Genomic DNA, 25,004 nt, shown 5'->3' with positions numbered 1-25,004 from the left:
GGCCTCAGTGGCATCATCCCGTAACTTCCGCCACACTAGTCACATGTCTCGACCTGCCCCACGCTCTCGAAACGCGCTCAATATCGCGCGATTCCTCACCGTCCTCGTTGCTGTGACGGCTGTCGTGGTCGGCACTGTCGCACCGGTGGCAGTGGCCACGGCATCCGCCTCGCAGAGCACGACCGCCAGCCTCGCGCGCACCGCAGGCGACCCAGCGCAGACGGGAATCGTCAAGACTTCGCTCGCCGGCTTCAGCGCGGGAAACATCATCAGTGATGCGGTGTTCACCAACAAGAGCACCATGACCGAGGCGCAGATCCAGAGCTTCTTCAACGGCAAGGTCTCGCGATGCCAGTCGGGCTACACCTGTCTGAAGGACTTCAAGATCACCTCGGTGACTCGCCCCGCAGACGCATACTGCAGCGGCTACAAGGGAGCCGCCAACGAGTCTGCGGCTCGGATCATCTACCGCGTCTCGCAGTCGTGCAACATCAACCCGCAGGTGCTGATCGTCATGCTCCAGAAGGAGCAGGGACTCATCAGCCACACGTGGCCGAGCCCGTGGCGTTACGACAGCGCGCTTGGTCAGGGCTGCCCGGACACCGCCCCATGCGACCCGAACTTCGTCGGCTTCTTCCACCAGATCTACGGCGCAGCGCGCCAGATGCAGATCTACATGGAGGGCAAGTGGTTCCAGTGGTACGCGCCGGGTAAGACCTGGGGCATCCTGTACCACCCGAATGCCTCGTGCGGCCGCGGGAACGTCTATGTCGCGAACAAGGCGACTGCAGCCCTCTACTACTACACGCCTTACCAGCCGAACGCGGCTGCCCTTCGTGCCGGATACGGTGAGGGCAACAGCTGCTCGAGCTACGGCAACCGCAACTTCTACAACTACTTCACGGACTGGTTCGGGTCGACGCAGAAGCCGGCTTACACACCGACGGGAGCCATCGCTACCGAGTGGAAGCGAATGGGCGGTGCCGCCGGCGCTCTCGGCAACCCGGCTGCACCGGTGCAGATCGTCACGGACCCGAACGGCAACGGGCAAGCGCAGCAGTTCGCCGGTGGTTGGATTCACTCGTCCGCCAAGGGAACCTTCTCATCGCGACCCCAGGTCATGACTGCCTATAGCGCAGCGGGATGGCTACGCGGGGACCTCGGCTGGCCCGTGACGCAGGGTTGGTGCACGAGTGGCATCTGCTCGCAGGCATTCGAAGGTGGAGTCATCTCCTACGCGAGCGGTGAGGCTGCCACGACCACTTTCGGCGTATCGCCTGGGGCGATCGACAAGGAATACGCCGCGCGTGGGGGAGCGACCGGTGCACTAGGCAAACCGCTTGCCGCCGTGCAGCTGGTGTCAGACCCGAACGGCAGCGGGTTGGCGCGGAAGTATACGGGTGGGTGGATCCACTCATCGGCGAAGGGGACGTTCTCGTCGTCGTCGAAGATCATGGCCGGATACAGCGCGGCAGGATGGCTGCGTGGCGATCTGGGTTGGCCGGCCAAGGCGGAGCAGGTTGTGACTGATCCGAACGGCAACGGAGTCGCACAGGAATTCGAGGGCGGCTGGATCCATTCATCGGCGAAGGGGACGTTCTCGTCGTCGGCGACCGTGATGAAGGCATACAGCGCTGCGGGGTGGATTCGCGGCAAGCTCGGCTGGCCGACCGGAGCGGAGACGTGCACTGGTCAGGTGTGTGCTCAGGGCTTCAACGGGGGCATGATCAGCTATATCAAGGGTCAGGCCGCCGTCATGACGTTGGGCGTGACGCCTGCCGCAATCAAAGCAGCCGCAGCCGCGCAGACGGGTGTGACGAAGTCACTAGGCGTCGGGCAGACGGTTCAGACCGTGGCCGATCCCTACGGAAGTGGCCTCGCACAGAAGTTCACAAACGGATGGGTGCACTCGTCGGACGCAGGAACGTTCGTGTCTTCGGCCCCCATCATGACGGCGTACAGCGCCGCCGGATGGCTACGGGGCAAGCTCGGCTGGCCGACGGGGATGGAAACGTGCTCGGGAACGGTATGCTCGCAACCGTTCGAAGGAGGAACGATCTCGTACACCCCGGGTAAAGCGGCTGTCGCGATGCTTGGAATCACTTCGGCAACGGTGACGACGATGAGGTCAGCGCAAGCAGGAACGCTCGGCGCGGCTGGCGCGGGCGTCCAAGTCGTTGCTGATTCCAACGGGAACGGGCTCGCGCGCAAGTACGCGGCGGGTTGGATGCATGCGTCGGATCGGGGAACGTTCTCGTCTTCGACGAAGATCATGAACGGCTATAGCGCAGCAGGATGGCTCCGCGGATTCCTGGGTTGGCCGGTGAAGGCTGAGCAGGTGGTGACTGATGCGAAGGGCAATGGCGTCGCGCAGGAATTCGAAGGCGGCTGGATCCATTCATCTGCGAAGGGTACGTTCTCGTCTTCATCGAAGATCATGGCTGGATACAGCGCCGCGGGATGGGTCCGTGGCGAACTGGGTTGGCCGATGAAGGCGGAGCAGGTTGTCACAGATCGAAACGGCAACGGCGTCGCGCAGCAGTTCCAAGGCGGTTGGGTCCATTCGTCCGCGAAAGGCACGTTCGCATCTTCGTCCACAGTGATGAAGGCGTATAGCGCTGCGGGTTGGCTACGTGGCAAACTCGGCTGGCCCACCAGTGCTGAGACGTGCTCTGGGGGAGCGTGTTCGCAGACTTTCACAGGAGGAACGATCTCCTACTCCCCGGGCAAGCCGGCAGTGACCACGTTCAAGTGAACACTCAACTGTGGCGCATAGACTGGAGACATGAAGGTACTGCTCACAGGAGCTGACGGATTCATCGGATCACACCTCGCGGAGCAGCTCGTCCGGGATGGACACGAAGTCCGAGCGCTCGTCCTCTATAACTCGTTCGATTCGCGCGGTTGGCTCGACGGCATCGATCCAGAGGTCGCGGCTCAGATCGAGTTCCTTCCAGGAGACGTGCGGGACCCGGCGCTCATGATGTCGGCGGTCCGAGACCGCGACGCGGTGCTCCATCTGGCAGCGTTGATCGCGATTCCGTACTCGTACGCCGCTCCGGATCTATACGTGCAGACGAACATCCAGGGCACGCTCAACCTGCTCAACGCCGCTCGTGCCGCGGACGTCAGCCGCTTCATCCACACTTCCACCAGCGAGGTGTATGGGACGGCTCGTTACGTGCCGATGGATGAGGGGCACCCACTCCAGGGCCAGTCGCCGTACTCCGCCTCGAAGATCGCCGCCGATCAGATGGTCAACTCGTATCATGCGTCGTTCGGGCTCCCCACGGTGACGATTCGTCCCTTCAATACTTTCGGGCCGCGTCAGTCCGCCCGCGCTGTGATCCCGACGATCATCAGTCAGCTCGCTGCTGGGAAGCGGGAGATCCAGCTCGGCGCGATCACCCCCACACGCGATTTCACTTACGTGCCCGACACAGTGTCCGGGTTCACAGCCGCGCTCACGAGCAAGGCAGGGGTGGGCGAAGTCATCAACCTCGGCGTCGGGTTCGAAGTCTCGATCGGTCAGACGTTCGATCTCATCGCGGAAGCGATGGGCATCGACGCCACCGCGACCGAAGACCCGGCCCGATTGCGCCCCGCCAACTCCGAGGTAGAGCGACTGTACTCGGACAACACGAAGGCGCAGCAGGTTCTCGGCTGGAGCCCGCGGTACGACGGTGTCGACGGATTCCGCGAGGGTCTGCGCGCGACCGCCGAGTGGTTCACTGACCCGGCGAATCTGGCTCGTTACCGCACCGACGCCTACGTCGTATGAGTGACGCCAAGGACTTCGTCCGTACGATTCGTGGGGTGGTCGGCGAGGACTCGTTCGTCGGCCTGCATATCCCAGATATCACCGATGTCGAGAAGCAGAAGGTGCGGGAGTGCCTCGATTCCACCTTCGTGTCGAGCGTGGGAAGTTTCGTCGGAGAGTTCGAGCAATCAATCGCTGAGCTCACCGGTGCCGGATACGGTGTCGCCGTGTCCAACGGGACTTCAGCACTCCAGGTGGCCCTGGAACTTGCCGGAGTCGGAGCGGGCGACGACGTGATCGTGCCTACGCTGTCGTTCGTCGCCACTGCGAACGCGGTGTCGCACGCCGGTGCCCACCCGTATTTCGTGGACAGCGATGAGGAGACGCTCGGTCTTTCTGTCGAGGCTGTGGAAGCGGTGCTCGTCGCCGCGCGATCTACGTCGGACGGTCTCGTCAACAGCGTCACCGGACGTCGAATCGGCGCGATCGTCCCGATGCACACGCTTGGCCACCCGATGCGCATCGTCGAACTGGTCGCGCTTGCCGACGCCTACGGAGTTCCAGTGGTCGAGGACGCCGCCGAGTCGCTCGGCAGCCGTGCCGGCACTGCACACACGGGAACATTCGGAACCCTCGGAATCCTCAGTTTCAACGGCAACAAGATCCTCACCACCGGTGGCGGGGGAATGATCCTCACGAGTGATGAGGAACTCGCGCGCCGCGCGCGGCATGTCACCACGACAGCCAAGCTGCCGCACCGGTGGGAGTTCGAGCACGATGAGGTCGCCTACAACTACCGAATGCCGAATCTCAACGCGGCACTCGGAGTTGCGCAGTTGGAACGACTTCCCGAGTTCCTTGCGGCCAAGCGACGGCTCGCCGATCGCTATCGGGATGCTTTTGAGGACTTGTCAGGGGTGCATTTTCTCTCCGAGCCGGACGGCACCGAAAGCAACTATTGGCTCTGTGCAGTGCGCGTGACCGGCGGAGTCGAAAGGCGCGATGAGCTGCTCGAGGCCACGAACGATGCGGGTCTGCAATGTCGCCCGTTCTGGAATCTTCTCCATCGGCAGGCGCCATATCGCCATCTGCCGCATGCCCCCACTCCGGTGGCTGATGCTCTTCACGCCAGCGTGGTGTGCATTCCGAGCTCGCCTGCCCTGGCGGCGGCATGAGGAAGATCGCTGTTCTCACCGGTACCCGCGCTGATTACGGCCTGCTGAGAGGGCTGCTGCAGGAGATCGAGGCGGACGAAGCGCTCGAGCTGCAACTCATCGTCACCGGCACACACCTCAGCGACGCTTTCGGGCGCACTGAGTCGGAGATCGAAGACGACGGCCTCAGGGTCGCTGCATCCGTTCCGATCTGGTCAACAGACGACAGCCGGTTGAGCGCGGCCGAAGACGTCGGCAACGCGCTGCCGCGCTACGCGCGTGTGCTGACCGACCTTGCCCCGGACATCCTCGTCGTCCTGGGTGACCGTCTCGAGGCATTCGCGGCGGCAGCTGCAGCGACGATCGTTTCGGTTCCGCTGGCGCACATCCACGGTGGAGAACTCACCGAGGGCGCAATGGATGACGCGCTGCGCCACTCGATAACCAAGATGGCTTACCTCCATTTCACGTCGACCGAAGACCATCGTCGACGCGTGATCCAACTGGGCGAGCAGCCAGACCGGGTGTTTTTCCACGGGGCACCGATCGTCGACGCACTAAGCGCGCTCGAACTTCTTCCTCGGGAGGAGGTGGAGCGGCGCTTCGGCATCCGGCTTCCGCAGCCGACCGCGCTCGTGACGTTCCACCCTGCTGTGATGGACGTCGATGCTCCTGAGGTCGTGTTGGAGGAGCTCCTCGTCGCTCTCCTCGACGTGGACGGGCTGCATGTGGTCGTCACGGGATCGAACTCCGACATCGGCACCGCGGATGTCCGTCAGCGCATCGCGGCGTTCGTGGAGTCCAACGCGGACCGTGTGGACTTCGTCGAATCATTCGGTCAACTCGGGTATCTGAGTGCCATGTCAGCGGCGACCGTCGTGGCCGGGAACTCATCCAGTACCGTGCTGGAGGCGCCGATACTCGGCACTCCGTCTGTACTGGTCGGAGATCGGCAGAAGGGGCGGCCGCTCGCATCCAGCGTCGCCACGCCGGACGCCAACCGCACTGCCATCGCGTCCGCTCTGAGAGATGCGACCCGGGGGGTGCAGGATCAGTCGGACATCGACATCTTTGGTCACCCCGGATTCGCTGCCCGCACTGCTGCGACGCTACGCGACGCGACGATTCCTACGCCGCCACGCAAGAAATTCCACGACCTCGAGGAGGGATCGGGATCATGACCGAACATGTTTTCGTGATCGCTGAAGCCGGAGTGAATCACAACGGCTCCGTCACCACGGCAGAGGAGCTCGTAGACCTCGCGGCGTCTGCCGGTGCTGATGCGGTGAAGTTTCAGACGTTCTCGGCAGACAGCCTCGCGCTTGAGAGCGCCGAGCTGGCCGCCTACCAGCGCACGTCCGATGATGATCGTCGTTCGCAGCATGACCTGCTCCGCCAACTGGAGCTGAGCCATGCAGACTTCCGACGCCTTCGCGATCGCTGTGAGTCTCGCGGTATCGAGTTCCTCTCGACCGCATTCGACATCGCGGGCCTCGACTTCCTCGTCACCGAGCTGGGGATCCCCAAGGTCAAGATCGCATCCGGTGACCTGACCTTCGCGCCGCTTCTGGTCGCAGCTGGTCGGACCGGGTTGCCGGTCATCTTGTCCACTGGGATGGCGGAGATGGCCGAGATCGAGCGTGCGCTGCGCTTCATCGCCGCGGGGCTGTTGCAATCGCAGGGGCAGCTTGACGCCGTACGGCTCACGGATGACGTTCTGGAGAACGCATGGCAGCGCCGCAACGACGAAGTCGCGTTCGCGCAGCATGTCACGATCCTTCATTGCACGACGGAGTATCCCGCCGCCGACGAGCATCTGAACCTACGCGCGATGCAGACCATCGCCACGACCTTCGGGCATCAGGTCGGCTACTCCGACCATTCGCTCGGATCGCTCGCGTCGGTGCTTGCCGTCGGGCTCGGTGCCACGGTCGTCGAGAAGCACTTCACCTTCGACGTGCGGGCCGAAGGCCCCGATCATGCGGCGTCCCTCGACCCCGATGGCTTGCGAGACTACGTCGCCGACCTCCGTCGCGTGCCGGTGATGCTGGGGTCAACTGAGAAGAGATGTCAGCCGGTGGAGGAAGGCAACCGTGCGGTTGTCCGACGTAGCCTGGTGGCGACCACCGATATCAAAGAGGGGGCGATCATCGCTGACGTCGACGTCGCGTGCTTCCGCCCGGCAAGCGGGCGTACCTCGTTCGACTTCTGGGATGTGGTGGGTGCGCCTGCATCCCGTGACTACCGCCGTGGTGAGCTCATCGATGGCTGATCTCGTACTTCTCGGCGCAGGAGGGCACGCGCGCTCGGTGCTCGCGGCGCTCGCGATGTCAGGCGTAAGCGCGTACGGTTACCTCGCCCCCGAACCTTCGGAGCGACTCTCTGGGCTTGCTCATCTTGGTGGCGACGAGTCTCTCGACGAACTCGACCCACGCGAGGTCGACATCGTCAACGCCATGGGTTCCGTCTCATCCACTGCGGCGCGACGTCGACTGCACTTGGCAGCGACCTCACGAGGGTTCACCGTCGTGACGATCGTGCACCCGCGTGCATTCATCGATCCTTCTGTGTCCTTGCCTGCCGGTGTGCAGGTGATGGCGGGCGCCGTCATCAACGCGGGTGCGCAGATCGGAACGGGTGCGCTGATCAATTCGGGCGCGATCGTCGAACACGACACGGCGATAGGCGAGCACGTCCATGTCGCTCCCGGCGCCCTCCTGGCCGGGGACGTCGTGATCGAGGCGAGCGCCCACATCGGAATGGGAGCAATGGTCCTCCAAGGACTGACGGTAGGGTCGGGGAGTGTCGTCGGCGCGGGTGCGGTCGTCACCCACTCGGTGCCCGCAGACGCCACCGTCGTGGGCGTACCCGCACGGCCGTTCCAAGAGTTGAGGACGACAGAGAATGATTGACAGAGGCATTCTCGTCGTCGCGCCGGAGACGAGTATTCGCGCCGCGCTCATGCAACTCGATCGCGGTGCTGTTCAGGTGGTCTTCGTCGAGGACGCTGACGGGCGGCTCGTGGGCGCTGTCAGCGATGGCGACATCCGTCGAGGATTGTTGGCGGGGACATCTTTGGATGCGCGCGTGGATACGGTGATGAATCGCCACCCTGCTTCGGTCTCTCCGACAGCGAGCCAGGAGGATGTGGATGCTCTGAAGGCGACCCGCGGCATCCGCGTGGTCGCGGTCGTGGACGGCGACGGCCGAATGGTCGACGTGGTCGGCGAGCTGGCGCACATCGCCACCCCACTGAACACTCCCGTGGTACTGATGGCCGGAGGCCGGGGGCAGAGGCTCTATCCGATCACCAAGGACATCCCCAAGCCGCTTGTGCCCCTCGGTGACGTGCCGATGATCGATATCATTCTCGGCCGGCTGCACGATCAGGGGTTCCGCCGGATCCACGTGTCTGTGAATCACCTCGGTCACCTCATCGAGGAGCACCTCGGTGACGGGAGCTCCCGCGGCCTGGAGATCACGTACCTCCACGAGCCCGCACCGCTGGGTACGGCCGGTGCACTGGCGCAGCTTCTCGACGCGATCGCTGAGCCCTTCGTGGTGATGAACTCGGATCTGCTCACAATGGTGGATCTTCGAAGAATGCTCGCATTCCACACAGAGGCCGCCGCGTCCGCGACCATCGGGGCACGGGAGTACGGATTCGAGATCCCCTACGGGGTGATCCGGCGGGAGGGTGACATCGTCACTGCACTCGCTGAGAAGCCATATCACAGCGAGCTGGTGAGCGCGGGCATCTACGTACTGGACCCGCGCGCGCTTGATCTGCTCGCGCCCGACGAGTACTGCGACATGCCGACGCTGCTGGCGCGGCTCATGGATGACGGCCGAAAGGTGGGGGCGTTCGAGATTCACGAGGAGTGGATCGACGTAGGACGCCCGGAGGATCTCGAGCGCGCGCGTCAGGCGTGGGAACGGAGTCGGCGATGAGGATCTGCACGATCACGGTGCGAGCCGGTTCGAAGGGTGTGCCGGGAAAGAACCTGCGGGTCGTCGCAGGCCGGCCGCTGTTCGGTCATTCGGTGGCGCAGGCAGTTGCGTCGGGGCTGTTCGACGAAGTCGTGGTGTCAAGCGATTCCGAAGACATTCTTACCCTGGCACCCTCGTTCGGTGCCACCGGGGTCGTACGGCGTCCAGCAGAGATGGCGACGGACACAGCGGGGAAGGTGCCGGCGATCGCTCATGCCGTACGTTCGACCGAGGAACGAACCGGTGCTCTGTACGACGTGTGCGTGGACCTCGACGCGACGAGCCCGCTGCGCACTGTCGACGACATCCGGGTTGCAGTTCGGATGTTCGAGGACGCTGATGTCGACTCGCTCATCACAGGAGCAGAGGCTCGCCGAAATCCCTACTTCAACCTCGTGGAAGAACAGCCAGACGGCACGGTCGCGGTGAGCAAAGCACCGGACGACGCCGTCCTACGGCGGCAAGATGCGCCACGCTGCTTCGATATGAACGGCTCGATCTACGTATGGCGTCGCGACGCTCTGCTCGAAGATCAGATCGTCTTCTTCCCGTCCACGATTCTCTACGAGATGCCGTCCGATCGCTCGATCGACGTTGACAGCGAGTTCGACTTCCGCATCGTGGAGTGGCTGATGAATCAGCGGGAGGATCTGTGAACCGTGACGCCAGAGACCTCGATGGTCGCACCTCCGAGGCGGTTAAGGCGATCCTAGAGTTCGAAGATGAGGCGCCCGACTCTCTCCTCGAAGTCCTCCCGGGCACGACGGTCCCGTTCTGGGCGCAGGTTCGCGTGCAGATCGCCTGGGCTTTGGCAGAGCAGCACACCGGTAGCGTCACAGTCGCATCCGAATCGACTTGGACGCGTTGGGGTGAGGCGAAACGCGTGGCGCGCGGTTACTTTCCCAGCCGTTGGGATGCGGTCCGCAGGGCCGCGCCGCATGATGTCTGCTTCTACGTCTCCGGTGGCACTCTCTCAGAGGACAACGGACGTGCAAGGAACTGGCTCGTCGACGCCTTCGCCGAGGCGACGGATGACGCGGTCGTCGTGCAGGCGCGACCTCTGCCGTCACAGGTAGGACTGCCGATCTTCCGTCCCACTTTGAGCATGGAATCGGCGACCGCACGCTCCCGCTGGCGTGAGAGGGGCAGGCCCGTCGCGGCGGGGTTCGCGTCGGCGGCGCAGTCGCTGCTCGCCGATTACGCGCAGAGGCTGAATCAAGCGCCGGACACATTCGCTGCGATCGGTCAGCGCGCAATACGCAACGAGCGCCTTCGTCCCTTCCAGCTCGACGAACTCCGGCACATGCTGGACCGGATGCGGCCGAAGATCGTGTTTTACGACAACGGTTCCTACACGTACAACGGGGAGACGCTCGGAGCGATGAAAGACGCCGGCGCGTACGTCGTGGAACCTCAGCATGGGTGGATTGGCCCGTCGCACGCGGCGTATAACTTCGGCCGCGTCTTTGACGACCCGTCGCTGCGGCGCGCCCTCCCAGACGAAGTGCTGACTTTCGGCAATTACTGGTCGGAGTCCATCCGCCACCCGGGCCGCTTGACCGCCATCGGGAAGCCGCATCTGGAGCGACAGGCCGCCGCGGCGTCGCCGACTCGGCCCAAGAGCCTGCTCGTGGTGTCTTCCCGAGTTGACCCTGACGGCACCGACGCGTTCGTATCCGACCTCCTCCGGGCCGTGGGAGACGAGTGGTCGATCTCCTTCAGGCCCCATCCGGGTGAGCGCGCGGAGACATCGCGGAGGTATCCGCAGATCTCCGCGACGCCGGACATCACGATCGACACCGCACCCGATGTATATGAGTCTCTGAAGCGGACCGCAGTCGTCATCGGAGAGGCCAGCACCGTTCTTTTCGAAGCGCGGGCCTTCGGCTGTCAGGTCATCGCTCGAGACAGCGCCTTCGCCGAGAGTGTGATCGGCGATGCATTCGGGCCGCGCGTCTCAGGCGTAGCGGAGACAGTGGCGCGACTGCGGGAGACCCCTACCGACGAGCGCTCCGTTTTCACTGCTGATCCGAACATCTGGGCACCGGAGCCGGTCGCGGCGTATACCCGCTGGCTCGCTGAGCGTCGTCGTGAGCGGAGCGGGCAGTGATGCGGATCGGTGACACGGGGGCGTCTACCAGGCATTCAGGTCCTGCTGACCTAGAATGGTGATGTTCCCGCGTAGGCTCCCATCGCCGCGCGCCGATTGAGTGGGCCTGTGACTGATACCCGAGATCCTTTCGCCGACGTCCCGCGTTCCGAGTTCGATACCCCTGGCAAGAGCCGTGGGCTTATCGACGTGGTGCGCTGGCGGTATCTGCTGAACCTCCTCGTCCGCACTGGCGTGACGACGCGATACCGGAACTCAGTGTTGGGCTGGACCTGGTCCTACGTGCGCCCCGCCGCACAGTTCCTCGTCTTCTGGGTAGTGCTCGGTCTCTTCATGAATCTTGACCGAGGCATCCCCAACTACGCGGTCTACCTGTTCTCGGGCATCGTCGTGATCAACCTCTTCTCCGAGGGGTTCAAGAACGCCACCACGTCGATCGTGGGCAACGCACCGCTCGTGCGGAAGGTATTCCTTCCGCGGCAGTTGTTTGCGGTTTCCGCGGTGATCGTGGCGTTCGTGCACTTCCTCCCGCAGGTGGGACTGCTGCTTGTGGTCTGTCTGCTGCTGGGCTGGATCACTCATATCACGATCGTCTCAGTCCTCGCGATCGTCGCGGGCATGGCGATCGTCATGATCTTCTCGCTCGGACTCGGGCTGCTATTCGGAGCCATCAACGTCCGCTTCCGCGACGCGGAGAACATCGTCGAACTGATGCTGTTGCTGGCGACCTGGGCATCGCCTGTCCTGTACTCCTGGACTCAGGTGCAGGAAGCAGTCGTCAAGACGCTGGGATGGCCGCAATGGCTGGTCGAGGTGTACATGCTCAACCCGATCACGCAAGGCGTCGAGTTGTTCCACTACGCATTCTGGCGTCCGGCCACCGAAGGCATGATCTCCGCGTCAGACTATGACGGCGTGCAGCTGATGGATCTTCCGCCCGGGCTCGCCTGGAACACGTTGTGGACGCTGCTCATCGCCGTCGCGACGCTGCTGATCGGTCAGCTCGTGTTCCGGCGCCTCGAAGGAAGGTTCGCGCAAGACCTATGAGTGAGCACACGGCGGTCAAGCCCAGCATCATCATCGACGGCGTTCGTAAGCGCTTCACACTGAACCACGCCTTCTCCCTGAAGGACACCGTCGTCGCATGGATAAAGAGGCGCAAGCTGACCAGCGAATTCGAGGCGCTCAAGGGGATCGACCTCGTGATCGGAGAGGGAGAGTCCGTCGCGATCCTCGGGCTGAATGGGTCGGGCAAGTCCACGCTGCTCAAGCTCATCTCGGGCGTTATGGAGCCGGACGACGGCCAGGTACTCACCCGCGGACGCGTCGCGGGACTCATCGAGGTCGGTGCAGGCTTCCACCCCGAGCTGTCCGGGCGCGAGAACGTGTTCCTGAATGCCGCGATCCTCGGAATGAAGCGGCACGAGATCGAGGCGCGCTACGACGAGATCGTCGCCTTCAGCGAGATCGAGCAGTTCATCGATCAGGAGGTCAAGCATTACTCGTCTGGCATGTTCATGCGCCTGGCGTTCTCGGTGGCCATCCATGTTGAGCTCGACATTCTTCTCGTGGATGAAATCCTCTCGGTCGGCGACGCTCCGTTCCGCGAGAAGTGCCGATTGAAATTCGAAGAGCTCATCTCGCAGGGAAAGACCCTCGTCGTCGTCAGTCACGACATGGAGATGGTGCGCGAGCTGTGCGTCCGCGGCGTCGTGATCAACAAGGGCAGAGTCATCTACGACGGTGAGGTCCAGGGCGCGATCGCGCTGGTGGACGCATGATCGTCGAGTGGCTCGCGCAGGCTCCAGTGCTGCTTGCTGCGATCCTCGTGGTGTTCCTCCCCGGGGTTTTCGCGCTGTGGGGCGTGGGGCTGAGGGGGCTTGCGCTGCTCGCCGCCGCACCCGTGTTCGGTGTCGCTGTCGTCGGCGTGGCGGCGTTGGTGTTCGGGGCGCTCGGAATCGCCTGGTCTCCGCTGAGCTGGGCGGCCGCTGCGCTCGCTCTCGCCGTCGTCGCCTGGCTGCTCGGTCGACTGCTCGGGCACCGGCTTCCTGAACGCAAATCGAGCAGCGCCCGTTGGTTGCTTCCCGTCGCACTCACAATCGGTATCGTTTTCGGACTCTGGCGTCTGACCGCGTATATCTCCGACCCCTCCGCCATCTCCCAGACGAACGATGCGGTGTTCCACATGAACGCCGTCCAGTTCGCCCTGGAAACGGCCGACGCATCTTCGTTGCACATCAATGCCGTGATCGGTGGACGCAGTTTCTACCCGGCAGCATGGCACGGGGTTGCGTCGCTCATCGTGATGATCACCGGTGCTGAGATCACGGTCGCCGCCAATATGCTCACGCTTGTGATCGGCGCGCTGATCTGGCCGCTCGGAATCACCTGGCTGACTAGGGAGATCACGGGGTCCCGAACGGTTGCTGCGTACGCGGCGGTGTTCTCCGGGGCGCTGCAAGCGTTCCCGTTGCTGATGTTTCAGTGGGGAGTGCTCTTCCCGAACGCCCTGTCCACCGCGCTCATCCCTGCTGGCGTCGCGATGGTGATCGCTCTGCCCCGATGGAGCCAGAACAGCGACCGCGTGCGCGCTAGTATCCGCGGCGGTCTGCTCGTGATGCTCGTCGTAGCCGCTCTACTCCTCTCGCAGCCCGCGGCGTTCCTACCGTGGGCCGCGGTCTGTGCAGTGTGGCTCACATTCCATCTGCTTGGCCCATCGAGCGGCTTGTCGCGGCGACGCGCCATCACTGTTGCGGTCGTCACATGGATCGCGCTCGTCAGCATCTGGGCCTACCTAGCGCAAGGCACCAGTGGATCCCATTGGGATCCGTTCCGCGGAAACCTCGAGGTGTTCCTTGACGTGATTCTGAACGGGCAAGTGACGATGCCGTTCGCCTTTGGCGTGAGCGCGCTGATGGTGCTCGGATTGGTTGTCGCCGTCAGGCATGCAGCTTATCGATGGTTCGCCGTGGCCTGGGTAGGGATCTCCGGGCTGTACATCCTGGTCGCGGCGGTTGAAAACCAGTTCATTCGTGACTACGTATTGGGCGCTTGGTACGCGGATCCCTATCGGATTGCCGCGCTCGCTCCCATCGTGGCGATCCCGCTTGCCGCGATCGGATTCGACGCGCTCGTCCGGTTGGCGGCACGCCAGCGGCGGAAGACGAACGCCAACGACGCGACCTCGTTGACAGTCATCGCGGTTACAGTGGCGGTCGCTGCAATGCTCGTGCTTGTGCTGTTTCGTCCAGTGGCGATGCCGCAGTATATGGACAACACATTCGAACTCGATTCGCGATATGCCGCCGACCCGGAGCGATACGGCTTCCTCGACCCGGACGAGCGTGAACTGCTTGAGTCGCTGAGCGAGTACGTTCCCGAGGGCGAGCGAGTGATTGGCAATCCGGGGACAGGCAGCGGCTTCGGGTACATGCTCAGCGGCTATGACGTGTTCCCGAAGACCTGGTCGCCGCCCAACACCGAGGAGTGGGCACTGATTGGGGAGAGCCTTCGCGACGCGGCCGAGAACCCCGAGGTGTGCGATGCGCTTGAGACCTATGGCTCTCCGCAATACGTGCTCGACTTCGGGCCCGGGGAAGCGCGTGCGGGACGATGGTTGATGCCGGGCATGACCGAGTTCGCCGGTCAGGATGGTTTCGATTTGATTGCCGAACGAGGTGACGCCTCCTTGTGGCGGATTACGGGATGCGCACCGTGACCGGACAATCGGTATCTGTAAGATCTCAGACGATGCGTCCGGTAGATCTGCCCGTTCTCGTCGTCATTCCGGCGCTGAACGAAGAGGATTCCGTCGCGGACGTGGTCCGTGATGTGCACCTCGCGATCCCGAACGCCCGAGTGGTCGTGGTCGACGATGGCTCCAGTGACCGCACGGCAGCGAGGGCCGAGGCGGCGGGAGCCGTCGTGCTGTCGCTACCGTACAACCTCGGCGTCGGCGGTGCGATGCGAGCCGGATACCGCTTCGCGAGAAGTAACGGGTTCGAGATAGTAGTGCAAGTCGACGCGGACGGGCAGCACGATCCTGCCGTGATCCGTGACCTGGTCGCGGGATTAGACCGCGCCGATCTCATGATCGGCGCGCGGTTCGCTGGCGTCGGGGAGTACGGCGTGCGTGGCCCCCGACGGTGGGCGATGCGTGCGCTCGCCGGGGTGATGAGCCAGGTCGCGCGGACCCCATTGACGGACGTGACCAGCGGGTTCAAGGCCGCGGGCCCTCGCGCGGTCCGATTGTTCGCCGATACGTTCCCCGCCGAGTATCTCGGTGACACCATCGAAGCGCTCGTCATCGCGGCCCGCGCCGGGTTGGTCATCCGACAACTCCCCGTGGAGATGCGAGCGCGGCAGGCCGGCGCTCCGTCTCATCATCCGTTCAAGGCAGCCGTATACCTGACCCGCGCGTGCGCGGCTTTCGGCCTTGCGATGATGCGCCCGCGGGCCCGTCTGGAGGATCTGTCGTGAATCCTGTCACTTATGCGTTCGGCATCGTTGCGGCGATTTTGGCGCTCGTTGCGATTGTCGAGCTCATGCGGCGCGGTACCCTGCGCGAACGCCACGCCGTCTGGTGGTTCATAGGCGGCGTTCTGGCACTGGTGATCGCGGTCTTTCCGCAGACTCTCACGTGGGCGGCAAAGATCCTCGGGATCAGCGTTCCGACGAACCTGGTCTTCTTCATCGCTATCGGCCTGCTGTTCCTGGTGAGTCTGCAGTACGGGGCCGAGTTGACGAGGATCGAGGAGAAGTTGCGGACATTGGCAGAGCGCTCCGCCTTCGAGGAACATCGCATCGCCGAGTTGGAGCGGCGCATTTACGGCACGGGACCAGACCAGCAGGGCGCGGGCGACGAGGATGAGGCTTCGTGACCCGTCCGGTCCGGGCGCTGATCGCCTCACGCCTCTTTCCACCCGAGGTGAGCGCGGGCGCTTTCCGTCTCGGGGCGCTCGCGCGAGCGCTTGCGCGTCGAGATTCCGTGGTGACAGTCCTGACGACCCGGCCTCCGAAACACGCTCCGGATGCGGCCGACCCGCGTGACGTCGACATCCGTCGGTGGCCGGTGCTTCGCGACAAGGGTGGGAACGTCCGCGGGTACGTGCAGTACATGAGCTTCGACGTGCCTTTGCTCTTCCGTCTGATCGGTCGGCGTTTCGACGTGCTGGTCGCCGAATCGCCACCGACGACGGGCCTCATCGCCGTGCTGGTCGGTGCGCTGCGTCGTAGACCGGTCGTCTACTACGCCGCCGACGTATGGACAGACGGCGTGATCTCAATGGGAGCCCCGCGCTTCGTCATCTCAATCATGCGGATGCTGGAGCGCACGGTGCTCGCTCGCTCTTCCGGAATCATCTCCGTGTCTGATGAAGTCACCGAGCGCCTGAAGGCGCTCGGCGCGGATCGGGCACGGATCACGACCGTAGGCAACGGCATCGACACCGACGTGTTCACCCCCGACACGATCCCCGCTGCATCCGGTCGTTACTTCGTATACACGGGCACGATGTCCGAGTGGCAGCAGCCGGAGGTGTTCGTGCGCGCATTTGCCCAGATCGCAGACGAACATCCCGACGTACGGCTGCGCTTCTTCGGTCAGGGCGCAGTCGAAGCGGATCTCCGCCGGATCGCGGACGAGCTCGTACCCGGACGTGTGGAGTTCGGCGGAGTCGTGAGCCCTGCAGAGTCCGCCCGCTGGATCCGGGGAGCGGTGGCATCTCTGGTGAGCATCGTGCCGGGCATCGGGTACGACTTCGCCAAGCCGACCAAGACGTATGCGGCGGCGGCGGTCGGCACGCCAGTGCTGTTTGCCGGGCCTGATACCGGCGCCGATCTCGTCCGTATGGCGACGCTGGGCCGTGCTGCTGAGTTCTCCCCGGATGCAGTGGCGGCCGGGATGCGCGAACTGTTGGCTGAAGTCGAGGACGGCACGCGAGATCTCATGCGTCCCCGCAGAGCGGCATGGGCGCGCGAGAATGTGTCCTTGAACGCCGTCGCCGACCGTGTCGCTGAGGCGATCTCTCAGGTCGTGCATGGCAGGACGGGTAAGCTGAAAGGCGCTTCCGGAGCCACCTCAAGCGGACGCGAAAGGCCCTCAACGTGACTCAACCCGCATCCGTGCGCATCGTCGATTCTGCCGATGTCTCGCCCCAAGCCACCCTCGGGGACGGCACATCTATCTGGCATCTTGCCCAGGTGCGCGAGGGAGTCACGATGGGCGAGAACTGCATCGTCGGACGCGGCGCATACATCGGCACCGGCGTCGTGATGGGCGACAACTGCAAGGTGCAGAACTACGCGCTGGTCTACGAGCCTGCCACCCTCGGCGACGGAGTCTTCATCGGCCCTGCGGTCGTGCTCACCAATGACACCTACCCGCGTGCGATCAACGCCGATGGCTCGCTGAAGAGCGCGCACGACTGGAAGCCTGTCGGGGTCACGATCGAGCGCGGCGCCTCGATCGGCGCGCGCGCCACGTGCGTGGCCCCCGTCACGATCGGGACGTGGGCGACGGTCGCTGCTGGCGCGGTGGTCGTCAAAGATGTGCCCGCCTACGCACTCGTCGCAGGGGTTCCGGCACGGCGCCTCGGATGGGTAGGCGAGGCTGGAATTCCTCTCGTCGCCGCAGAAGAGGACGCCGTCTGGGTCTGCCCTTCCACGGGTGCACGCTACGTCGAGACAGATGGAACATTGAGCAAGGAGATCGTGTGAGCGAGTTCATCCCCCCGGCAAGGCCGATCATCGGCGACGAGGAGCGCGAGGCGGTCGATCGTGTCCTGCGCAGCGGCATGGTCGCGCAGGGGCCGGAGGTCGCGACGTTCGAGAAGGAGTTCTCCGAGCATTTCGTGCCGGGACGCCCCTCTGTCGCGGTGAACTCAGGCACGGCCGGACTGCACCTCGGTCTGCTGGCTGCGGGTGTCGGCCCCGGCGACGAGGTCATCGTGCCCTCGTTCACGTTCGCGGCGACAGGCAACTCGGTTGCACTGACGGGCGGCACTCCGGTGTTCGTCGACATCGAACCGGACACGTTCTCGCTCGATCCCGAGGCGGTCGCCGCGGCGATCACACCGAAGACCAAGGGCATCCTGCCCGTGCATCTGTACGGGCACCCGGCGCGGATGCGTGAACTCGAGGCGTTGGCCGCAGCCCGTGGTATCGCGCTGTACGAGGATGCGGCGCAGGCGCATGGTGCCGCGCTGGACGGCCGCCCGGTCGGTTCGTTCGGCGATTTCGCCATGTTCAGCCTGTACCCGACGAAGAACATGACCAGTGGCGAAGGCGGAATGGTCACCACGGCGACCGATGAGCTTGCGCGGGTCGTGAAGCTGCTGCGCAACCAGGGCATGGAACGCCAATACGAGAACGAGATCGTCGGATTCAACGCCCGCATGACGGATATCCACGCCGCGATCGGCCGCGTGCAGCTGACCAAGGTCGATGCTTGGACGAAGACGCGTCAGGACAATGCCGCGTTCCTCGATGCCAACCTGCATGGTGTGGTCGTCCCGCCGGTGGCAGAAGGCGCGGTGCACGTGTATCACCAGTACACGGTACGTGTCCTCGAGGACCGCGACGGGTTCGTCAAGGCTCTCAAGGATGAACATAACGTCGGTGCGGGCGTGTACTACCCGATCCCGAACCACCGCCTGCCATCCCTGGCGGCGTACGCGCCGGGGTTGAACCTCCCGGAGACCGAGCGCGCGGCTCGCGAGGTCGTGTCTCTTCCGGTGCACCCGTCGCTCAGCCAGGACGACCTGGCTCGTATCGTCGCCGCGGTGAACGCCGTCGCAGGGGCGGGGGCCTGATGACTCTGCGCGCCGGACTCCTCGGCGTCGGCATGATGGGCCGACACCACGCGCGGGTGCTGCGCGAGATCGACGGCGTCGACCTCGTAGCGATCGCCGACCCCGGTGGCGACCCGCACGGCGTCGCCGGCGACCTGCAGATCCTTCCCGACATCGATGCGCTGATCGCCGCAGGCATCGACATCGCCGTGGTAGCCGTCCCCACTCGGTTCCACGAGGATGCTGCGCTCAAGCTGGCTGCCGCTGGAGTGCACACGCTTGTGGAGAAGCCGATCGCCCACACGCTCGAGGCGGGTCAGCGAATGGTGGATGCCTTCGCTGACGCCGGTCTCATCGGCGCTGTCGGCCACATCGAGCGGTTCAATCCTGCGCTGCAGGAAGCTCGTCGTAGGATAGAGGCGGGGGAGTTGGGTGCTGTCTACCAGGTCGCGACTCGAAGACAGGGCACTTTCCCGGCGCGGATTGCGGACGTCGGAGTCGCCAAAGATCTTGCGTCGCACGACGTGGACCTTACGGCCTGGGTCGTGCAGAGCGACTACGAGCGCCTGTTCGCACAGACAGCGTTCAAAAGCGGTCGCGAATACGAGGACATGATCACGATCACCGGACGCACGGCATCTGGTGTGATCGTGAACAACATCGTGAACTGGCTGAGCCCCATGAAGGAGCGTCTTACGGTGGTGACGGGCGAGAAGGGCGCGTTCGTCGCCGACACCTCGACCGGAGATCTCACCTTCTACGCCAATGGCACGATCCCGCTGGAGTGGGAATCCGTGTCGTCCTTTCGCGGAGTCTCAGAAGGAGACGTCACGCGCTATGCATTCGCCAAGCGTGAGCCGCTGCGCGTCGAGCAGGAGGCCTTCCGCGACGCAGTGCTCGGACAGCAGACGGACGTCGTCACTATGGCGCAGGGGCAGCGGACTCTCGCGGTCATCGAGGCCGCCCTGGAATCCGCGCGTACCGGCAACTCCGTCGTCATCTGAGAACGATGCTCCATATCTTCCGCACCCTTAGACGGCTTCTGCCGTTCCTTCCGGCATCTGCGCGGACGTTTCTGATCGTTTTCGGGATCGTCTCCGCGCTGTTGGCGATCGTCGACGTCATCGCCCTGATGCTTTTGGCGCTTGCACTCGCCAGCACCATTTCGGGATCCGGCGTGGATCTCCCCGTGATCGGCTCCATCCCACAAGATCAGCTGCTCTGGTTGATCCTTGTTCTGGCCGCCGTGGTCGTCGCGAAGTCAGCGGCCAATGTGTGGTTGCAGTGGATAGCGACCCGCCGGTTCGCATCCTACGAACTTGCCGTCGGCCAAGAACTGTTCGGTGCGTACATACGGTCGTCATGGACCGATCGGATCTCGCGCAACAGTGCACAGATCGTCCAGATGTCCGACACCGGCATCGCCAGCGTCATCGCTGGCTTCCTCCTACCGGTGACGACATTGCCCGGGCTGCTGGTCACGTCTGTCGGAGTCGTTGCCGTCATCGTCGTCACCCAGCCGCTCACCGCACTGGTCACCATCGTGTATCTCGGCGGTATCGCGATCCTGCAGTACTTCGTCCTCAGCGGGAAGTCGCGACAGGCCGCGCGCGTGGCGCGAGACTCCTCGCTCCGCGTCGCTGCGTTGATCTCCGGCATGGTGGCATCTCTAAAGGAGATCACTCTTCGTGATAAGGCGGACGAGGTGAGTGAGGTCGTTCGTCAGACGAGAACACGAACGTCGCAGGCACGTGCGAACTCAAGCTTTCTTTCGGCGGTTCCTCGCTTCATCTTCGATGCAGCCATCATCGGAGGCTTCATCGTCGTGGGAGGTGCTGCCTACGTCACGAACAGTGGCGATATGGAAGCGACCATATCTGCGGTCGCGCTCTTCGGCATCGCGGGGTTCAGACTCGTTCCCTCGCTCACAGGGTTTCAATCAGTGATCACCCGCACGATCACCTCCGCGCCGTACGTGCAGACGGTGATCGCTGACATCGAAGCGTCGAAAAAGTTCCTCGCAGATCGGGAAGTCCTTGGCAGGGAGGCGCTACCTGAGGATCCGCGGGTTCTTGAGCTTGAGGATGTAGCCTTCACCTTCCCTGCGAGCGATGTACCTGCTGTGCAGAACGTGTCGTTGCGAATCCCGCTCGGCAGCACCGTCGGCATTGCCGGGGCATCCGGCGCGGGGAAGTCGACGCTCGTCGACCTACTCCTCGGATTGTTGACTCCGACTGGCGGCAGCATCCGAGTCGACGGACGGCCCTTGGAAGACGTCCTCGGCGCATGGCGCACGCACGTCGGCTACGTGCCGCAGGAGGTCACTCTTTTCGACGGCACGATCGCTCAGAACATCGCGCTTTCCTGGGGCTCTGAATTCGACCGTGAACGTGTCGAGGACGCGGCTCGACGCGCACAACTCTGGAGCGTGATAGAGACAAGAGCCGAGGGCCTGGAGACTCGCGTGGGAGAGCGAGGACTGAGCCTGTCCGGCGGGCAGCGCCAGCGTCTCGGCATCGCTAGAGCGCTGTACAGCAACCCACTAGTCCTTGTGCTCGATGAGGCAACGAGCGCGCTGGACACCAAGACGGAAGCCGACGTCGCTGAGGCCATTCGTGATCTTCGCGGTGATGTGACCGTGATCGCTGTTGCGCATCGTCTGAGCACCATCCGCGATTCGGACCAGATCCTCTTTATGCAAGATGGGACAGTCGCAGGTCAAGGCACGTTCAACGAAGTCGTTGCCACGAACCCTGCATTTGCGCATCAGGCGCGTCTCGCGGGGCTTGCATGAACGTCGTCATCGTCACCACAACACCCGAGGCGACGGCGGAGCCGCTCGGGCCGCTCCCTGACGGTGTCCGGATACAACACGTGACTTGGGGGGAGCCCATGGCCGAGAATGACGCCGTGCTCGTCATCGCAGTTTCGGAAGGACTCCTTTCACGGTTGGCGGAACGCTTGTCTCGGGTGCTGCAGCGGGGACCGGTGTTGCGGATGGTCCAGCGTCTGTCGCCACTTGATCGTGGTGCACGATTTTGGCACGCGGTTCGCCGAGACGGGCGGATCCCTGCACTGCTGGCGAGCGCCGATGTTCTGGTCTCAGGAGACCGTGACGCCAATTTCGCGTGCTGGCATTTAGCTCGACGGGTGCCAATCGCTACCGTGAGCGGCTACGCCGCCGGTACAAAGGAAGTTCTGCGAAGGACTGCAGGATGAATCCGCATCTGCTCTACACCGCCTGGAGCTTCCCGCCCAGTCGTGCCGGTGGTGTGTACCGCGCACTGGCGACAGCCAATGCCTTCGCTGCTGATGGCTGGGATGTCACCGTGCTCACCGTTCCGCGAGACATCTTCGAAGCGAGTGCCGGAGTAGATTCGTCGTTGGAAGACCAACTGGCTCCCGGCGTGGAGATCGTCAGAGTCGATCCGGGCGCTCAAGCCCATGTGACCGATCTGCGACAGTGGAGTCGATTGCGAGCAAGGAACATCGAGCTGTGGCGCGGGCTAGAGAGATTACGGGACCTGCGCGGTTTTCCTGAACTCACATACGGGCGCTGGCGACGTCCGCTGGAGAGCGCGGCGGCGCGGGTCCATCATTCGCGACCTGTCGATCTCGCGATCGGCACCGCCAATCCGAACGTGGACTTCGCCACGGGAGCATATCTTGCTCGGCGCTTCGGCGTTCCCTACGTGATGGATTACCGCGACGCGTGGTCGCTCGACGTCTTTAGCGGCAGGCCTGTCACGAACTGGATCCCAGGCGTGGTCCGCACTGAGCGGCGGCTGCTTGGGCGCGCTGCTGAGGTGTGGTTCGTGAACGAGCCGATCCGGGCATGGCACGCGCAGCGGTATGGTGGGGCGGATCGTATGCATGTCGTGGCCAATGGATTCGACGAGTACGAAGCACCTCTAGCCGTACCGGTCCGCTCCGGCAGAGCGCAGGGACTGGTGTTCGGGTACATCGGGACGATGTCGGATCAGGTACCTGTTGAGCCGCTCGTCGCCGCATGGCGCCGGGCCCGTCGAGATGGACGGATCCGAGCGGTCGATCGACTCGTGATCCATGGTTACGTCGGCCACTGGGGAACAGGAGAGGCGGCACGCATGCTGGAAGCCGCCGCGGAGGACGGAGTTTCGTTCCGCGGTCCGGTGAGCAAGTCGCGCATTGGGGAGGTGTACGCGGGATTTGACGCACTCGTCCTGGCACTTGGTACGGGGCGGTACGTCACGAGCGGGAAGGTGTTCGAGTACCTCGCGACCGGCATACCGATCGTGTCCGTGCACGATCCCGGGAATGCGGCGACGGACGTTGTGAAGGACGCGCCTGGTTGGCACGGGGCGCGCTCATTGGACCCTGGAGATATCGCGGATTCGCTCGCCGCGACAGCGGCGGTAGCGGCCGCGCAGACGCCGGAGGAACGACTTGTTGCTCAGGCATGGGGCTCGCGGTACGCGCGACGCGCACAACTTAATCCTCGAATTGCGGATCTTCGTGACCTCGTTGAGAACCGATCGGCTCAACGCTCACGCTGAAAGTCAGTCCTCCGGTCGGCTGGTGTCGAGTGCAAAGCGCGCCGCGGCAAAGCCGTACACAGCAGTCCATCCATACCCAAAGGCCTGTGGCTTCCTCGCCATGCGCCAAACGCTGAAGACGGCATCGCGGTCGCCCGCGACGACGACATCAGCATCGTGGACCAGTGCCGCTATCGAGGTGTTCCGACGCAGCGCCCGCCAGAGTCGGCGGGAAACGTCGAACGGCGAGATGCGGACGAGGTTGCGTCCGAGCGGACTGCGCCATGCCAGTGCCCGTAGGCGGTCGATTGAGCGGGGGAGCGGGCGAAGCGCGACATCGACTCCTACTGCACCTGGACCGATGACCGTGATCGTGTCGGCGTGGAGGTCCCCGATCGCGGCCGCGGTGCCTGGACGGGAGATCAGGATCACAACAATGCTCATGCCAGGCGTCCCGCGTTAGCGACTCGATCGCGCCAGCCCGTCGCGATTGGTCGAAGTAGGTTGCGACGATCGTAGCGATCTGCCCACGCCCTGGAGGCCATGCGGTCCTCGAACGTCTGTGCACGGGCGTATTGCGCGGCGGATAAGAGCGCCCGCCCGATCTCGTCTGCATCGAGTGACGAAACGGGGAACCACCCGGGGTACCCGCGAAGCGTATCGCTGACAGCGTTGATCGGGTCGTGCACCGAGACAATAGGGAGGCCGGTCGCCATATACTCGAAGACCTTTCCGCTGGTCATGAACCTGCTGGTGCCGAGCGGCAGGACCAAAACGTCGAACTGTGCGTACGTCTGGGCGATCTGCGCCTTCTGAACGGGGCCCAAGTAACGGACGGATTCGTCCTGGACCGATTCGACGCGAGCCAGGATTCCGCCGTCGTCGTTGCCCTGATGGCCGAGATATCCGTAGAGATCGATGCGCGCATCGTCCAGTCCACCGTGTGCGCGCACCGCGGTCCATCCGTCGATCAACTCTGGGATCGGGGTCTGTGAGGTCATCGTGCCGATGTTCCCGAAGACGATCTGACGATCTGAGGATCCGGAGGGCGGCACAGGTGCGTCCACGAACTCGCGATCGAATCCGTTGGGGACGACGCGCATCCTGGCGGCATCGTCCGGATAGAGTTCGCGGTGCCACTGGGCGATCGGTTCATTGACGAACCAGGCTTCGGCAGCGGCCGAGATCATTCGGCGTTCCCATACAGCACCTGGATGGCGATCAGTCAGAGTCCGCCGTTCCCTGTACATATCGAGCTGCCACGTGTCTCGATGGTCCATGACGAATGGAACTCCGTGCTGCTCCTGGAGGAGCAGTCCGGCTGTGTGGACCACGTTTGGATTCGCGGAGCCGATCACGAGGTCGACTGGATCGGTGGTGTGAATGCGGAGGGCCTCGCGTTCGAGCACCGGGCGCCAGAGAGCGTAGCCAGGCTCTGGGAAGACTCTCCGGGTGCGAAGGGCCTCCCATCCGTTCCACAACTCTTGTGCAACCGCTCGCGCCCAACTCCAGGACCGCAGATCCGATTCGACCTCGCGAACTGGGAACTCGGTCCGCACGATGCGGATGTCCTCGTCGATTCGGGCCTCGAGCGACGAATCGATTCCGGTGGAGCGGAGGAAAACCTCCCGCTCGCACGTGAGGACCGTCACGCGCCAGCCAGCGCGGTGGAACTCATTCGCCGTC

At 63.9% G+C, this 25,004-nt stretch carries 22 protein-coding genes; 20 read left to right on the top strand and 2 right to left on the bottom strand.

Annotated elements, in window-relative coordinates; translation table 11 throughout:
- The first annotated feature begins 43 nt into the window (after positions 1–43).
- The 20 genes from ACP7AR_RS06765 to ACP7AR_RS06670 all read left to right on the top strand — a co-directional run bounded on the left by ACP7AR_RS06765 (position 44) and on the right by ACP7AR_RS06670 (position 23,339).
- Entirely contained in the window at positions 44–2,755 is a 2,712-nt protein-coding gene (locus tag ACP7AR_RS06765; RefSeq protein ID WP_426184020.1) for an LGFP repeat-containing protein, read from the top strand.
- 30 nt (positions 2,756–2,785) lie between these two features.
- Positions 2,786–3,781, top strand: a complete 996-nt coding sequence (locus tag ACP7AR_RS06760) for a GDP-mannose 4,6-dehydratase (protein WP_426184018.1) — start codon at positions 2,786–2,788, stop codon at positions 3,779–3,781.
- Positions 3,778–4,935: a LegC family aminotransferase gene (locus ACP7AR_RS06755; protein ID WP_426184016.1), complete on the top strand. Its 1,158-nt coding sequence runs from the start codon at positions 3,778–3,780 to the stop codon at positions 4,933–4,935. The genes ACP7AR_RS06760 and ACP7AR_RS06755 overlap by 4 nt, the downstream gene beginning before the upstream one ends.
- Complete coding sequence (gene neuC, locus ACP7AR_RS06750; protein ID WP_426184014.1) at positions 4,932–6,095, top strand: UDP-N-acetylglucosamine 2-epimerase; 1,164 nt, start codon at positions 4,932–4,934, stop codon at positions 6,093–6,095. The genes ACP7AR_RS06755 and neuC overlap by 4 nt, the downstream gene beginning before the upstream one ends.
- The gene (gene neuB, locus ACP7AR_RS06745) at positions 6,092–7,186 is read left to right on the top strand and encodes an N-acetylneuraminate synthase (RefSeq protein ID WP_426184012.1); all 1,095 of its coding nucleotides are present in this window, start codon (positions 6,092–6,094) and stop codon (positions 7,184–7,186) included. Before neuC ends, neuB begins: the two co-directional genes overlap by 4 nt.
- Complete coding sequence (locus ACP7AR_RS06740; protein WP_426184011.1) at positions 7,179–7,826, top strand: acetyltransferase; 648 nt, start codon at positions 7,179–7,181, stop codon at positions 7,824–7,826. The genes neuB and ACP7AR_RS06740 overlap by 8 nt, the downstream gene beginning before the upstream one ends.
- The gene (locus ACP7AR_RS06735) at positions 7,819–8,865 is read left to right on the top strand and encodes a nucleotidyltransferase family protein (RefSeq protein ID WP_426184009.1); all 1,047 of its coding nucleotides are present in this window, start codon (positions 7,819–7,821) and stop codon (positions 8,863–8,865) included. Before ACP7AR_RS06740 ends, ACP7AR_RS06735 begins: the two co-directional genes overlap by 8 nt.
- Positions 8,862–9,560 (top strand): cytidylyltransferase domain-containing protein, encoded by a 699-nt coding sequence (locus ACP7AR_RS06730; protein ID WP_426184007.1) that lies wholly within the window; start codon positions 8,862–8,864, stop codon positions 9,558–9,560. Before ACP7AR_RS06735 ends, ACP7AR_RS06730 begins: the two co-directional genes overlap by 4 nt.
- On the top strand, positions 9,530–11,014 hold the full coding sequence (locus tag ACP7AR_RS06725; RefSeq protein WP_426184005.1) for a hypothetical protein: 1,485 nt from the start codon (positions 9,530–9,532) through the stop codon (positions 11,012–11,014). Before ACP7AR_RS06730 ends, ACP7AR_RS06725 begins: the two co-directional genes overlap by 31 nt.
- Positions 11,015–11,122: 108 nt before the next feature.
- Positions 11,123–12,061, top strand: coding sequence for an ABC transporter permease (locus ACP7AR_RS06720; protein ID WP_426184003.1), 939 nt, complete (start codon positions 11,123–11,125; stop codon positions 12,059–12,061).
- Entirely contained in the window at positions 12,058–12,795 is a 738-nt protein-coding gene (locus ACP7AR_RS06715) for an ABC transporter ATP-binding protein (protein WP_426184001.1), read from the top strand. Before ACP7AR_RS06720 ends, ACP7AR_RS06715 begins: the two co-directional genes overlap by 4 nt.
- Positions 12,792–14,732 (top strand): DUF6541 family protein, encoded by a 1,941-nt coding sequence (locus ACP7AR_RS06710; protein ID WP_426183999.1) that lies wholly within the window; start codon positions 12,792–12,794, stop codon positions 14,730–14,732. Before ACP7AR_RS06715 ends, ACP7AR_RS06710 begins: the two co-directional genes overlap by 4 nt.
- A 32-nt stretch (positions 14,733–14,764) precedes the next feature.
- The gene (locus tag ACP7AR_RS06705; protein ID WP_426183997.1) at positions 14,765–15,493 is read left to right on the top strand and encodes a glycosyltransferase family 2 protein; all 729 of its coding nucleotides are present in this window, start codon (positions 14,765–14,767) and stop codon (positions 15,491–15,493) included.
- On the top strand, positions 15,490–15,894 hold the full coding sequence (locus tag ACP7AR_RS06700) for a DUF2304 domain-containing protein (RefSeq protein WP_426183995.1): 405 nt from the start codon (positions 15,490–15,492) through the stop codon (positions 15,892–15,894). Before ACP7AR_RS06705 ends, ACP7AR_RS06700 begins: the two co-directional genes overlap by 4 nt.
- Positions 15,891–17,123: a glycosyltransferase family 4 protein gene (locus ACP7AR_RS06695; protein ID WP_426183993.1), complete on the top strand. Its 1,233-nt coding sequence runs from the start codon at positions 15,891–15,893 to the stop codon at positions 17,121–17,123. Before ACP7AR_RS06700 ends, ACP7AR_RS06695 begins: the two co-directional genes overlap by 4 nt.
- On the top strand, positions 17,120–17,731 hold the full coding sequence (locus ACP7AR_RS06690; RefSeq protein WP_426183991.1) for a DapH/DapD/GlmU-related protein: 612 nt from the start codon (positions 17,120–17,122) through the stop codon (positions 17,729–17,731). The genes ACP7AR_RS06695 and ACP7AR_RS06690 overlap by 4 nt, the downstream gene beginning before the upstream one ends.
- Positions 17,728–18,825, top strand: a complete 1,098-nt coding sequence (locus tag ACP7AR_RS06685; protein ID WP_426183989.1) for a DegT/DnrJ/EryC1/StrS family aminotransferase — start codon at positions 17,728–17,730, stop codon at positions 18,823–18,825. The genes ACP7AR_RS06690 and ACP7AR_RS06685 overlap by 4 nt, the downstream gene beginning before the upstream one ends.
- Positions 18,822–19,808 carry a Gfo/Idh/MocA family oxidoreductase gene (locus ACP7AR_RS06680; RefSeq protein ID WP_426187666.1) on the top strand — a complete coding sequence of 329 codons (987 nt, stop codon included), beginning with the start codon at positions 18,822–18,824 and terminating at the stop codon, positions 19,806–19,808. The genes ACP7AR_RS06685 and ACP7AR_RS06680 overlap by 4 nt, the downstream gene beginning before the upstream one ends.
- Before the next feature lie 5 nt (positions 19,809–19,813).
- Positions 19,814–21,598, top strand: coding sequence for an ABC transporter ATP-binding protein (locus ACP7AR_RS06675; RefSeq protein WP_426183987.1), 1,785 nt, complete (start codon positions 19,814–19,816; stop codon positions 21,596–21,598).
- Positions 21,599–22,019: 421 nt separating this feature from the next.
- Complete coding sequence (locus tag ACP7AR_RS06670) at positions 22,020–23,339, top strand: glycosyltransferase (RefSeq protein WP_426183985.1); 1,320 nt, start codon at positions 22,020–22,022, stop codon at positions 23,337–23,339.
- 3 nt (positions 23,340–23,342) lie between these two features.
- Here ACP7AR_RS06670 and ACP7AR_RS06665 read toward each other — a convergent pair whose 3' ends face one another.
- A complete protein-coding gene (locus ACP7AR_RS06665; protein ID WP_426183984.1) occupies positions 23,343–23,762 on the bottom strand; it encodes a hypothetical protein in 420 nt (139 codons plus the stop codon).
- Complete coding sequence (locus tag ACP7AR_RS06660) at positions 23,759–24,508, bottom strand: glycosyltransferase family 4 protein (protein ID WP_426183983.1); 750 nt, start codon at positions 24,506–24,508, stop codon at positions 23,759–23,761. The genes ACP7AR_RS06665 and ACP7AR_RS06660 overlap by 4 nt, the downstream gene beginning before the upstream one ends.
- Positions 24,509–25,004: the final 496 nt, after the last annotated feature.

This window comes from Microbacterium sp. TWP3-1-2b2 (genome assembly GCF_049896145.1).
Classification (GTDB): domain Bacteria; phylum Actinomycetota; class Actinomycetes; order Actinomycetales; family Microbacteriaceae; genus Microbacterium.
Note: the sequence above shows the minus strand (reverse complement) of the source record. Positions and strands in the feature narration are given on the sequence as shown.

Bases quoted from the DNA above. Each gene is read 5' to 3' on its own strand.
- ACP7AR_RS06740 (WP_426184011.1), top strand. From the start codon at position 7,179: ATGGCTGATCTCGTACTTCTCGGCGCAGGAGGGCACGCGCGCTCGGTG.
- ACP7AR_RS06765 (WP_426184020.1), top strand. From the start codon at position 44: ATGTCTCGACCTGCCCCACGCTCTCGAAACGCGCTCAATATCGCGCGA.
- ACP7AR_RS06670 (WP_426183985.1), top strand. From the start codon at position 22,020: ATGAATCCGCATCTGCTCTACACCGCCTGGAGCTTCCCGCCCAGTCGT.
- ACP7AR_RS06735 (WP_426184009.1), top strand. From the start codon at position 7,819: ATGATTGACAGAGGCATTCTCGTCGTCGCGCCGGAGACGAGTATTCGC.
- ACP7AR_RS06755 (WP_426184016.1), top strand. From the start codon at position 3,778: ATGAGTGACGCCAAGGACTTCGTCCGTACGATTCGTGGGGTGGTCGGC.
- ACP7AR_RS06705 (WP_426183997.1), top strand. From the start codon at position 14,765: ATGCGTCCGGTAGATCTGCCCGTTCTCGTCGTCATTCCGGCGCTGAAC.
- ACP7AR_RS06660 (WP_426183983.1), bottom strand. From the start codon at position 24,508: ATGATCTCGGCCGCTGCCGAAGCCTGGTTCGTCAATGAACCGATCGCC.
- ACP7AR_RS06665 (WP_426183984.1), bottom strand. From the start codon at position 23,762: ATGAGCATTGTTGTGATCCTGATCTCCCGTCCAGGCACCGCGGCCGCG.
- neuB (WP_426184012.1), top strand. From the start codon at position 6,092: ATGACCGAACATGTTTTCGTGATCGCTGAAGCCGGAGTGAATCACAAC.
- neuC (WP_426184014.1), top strand. From the start codon at position 4,932: ATGAGGAAGATCGCTGTTCTCACCGGTACCCGCGCTGATTACGGCCTG.
- ACP7AR_RS06675 (WP_426183987.1), top strand. From the start codon at position 19,814: ATGCTCCATATCTTCCGCACCCTTAGACGGCTTCTGCCGTTCCTTCCG.
- ACP7AR_RS06760 (WP_426184018.1), top strand. From the start codon at position 2,786: ATGAAGGTACTGCTCACAGGAGCTGACGGATTCATCGGATCACACCTC.
- ACP7AR_RS06715 (WP_426184001.1), top strand. From the start codon at position 12,058: ATGAGTGAGCACACGGCGGTCAAGCCCAGCATCATCATCGACGGCGTT.
- ACP7AR_RS06710 (WP_426183999.1), top strand. From the start codon at position 12,792: ATGATCGTCGAGTGGCTCGCGCAGGCTCCAGTGCTGCTTGCTGCGATC.
- ACP7AR_RS06730 (WP_426184007.1), top strand. From the start codon at position 8,862: ATGAGGATCTGCACGATCACGGTGCGAGCCGGTTCGAAGGGTGTGCCG.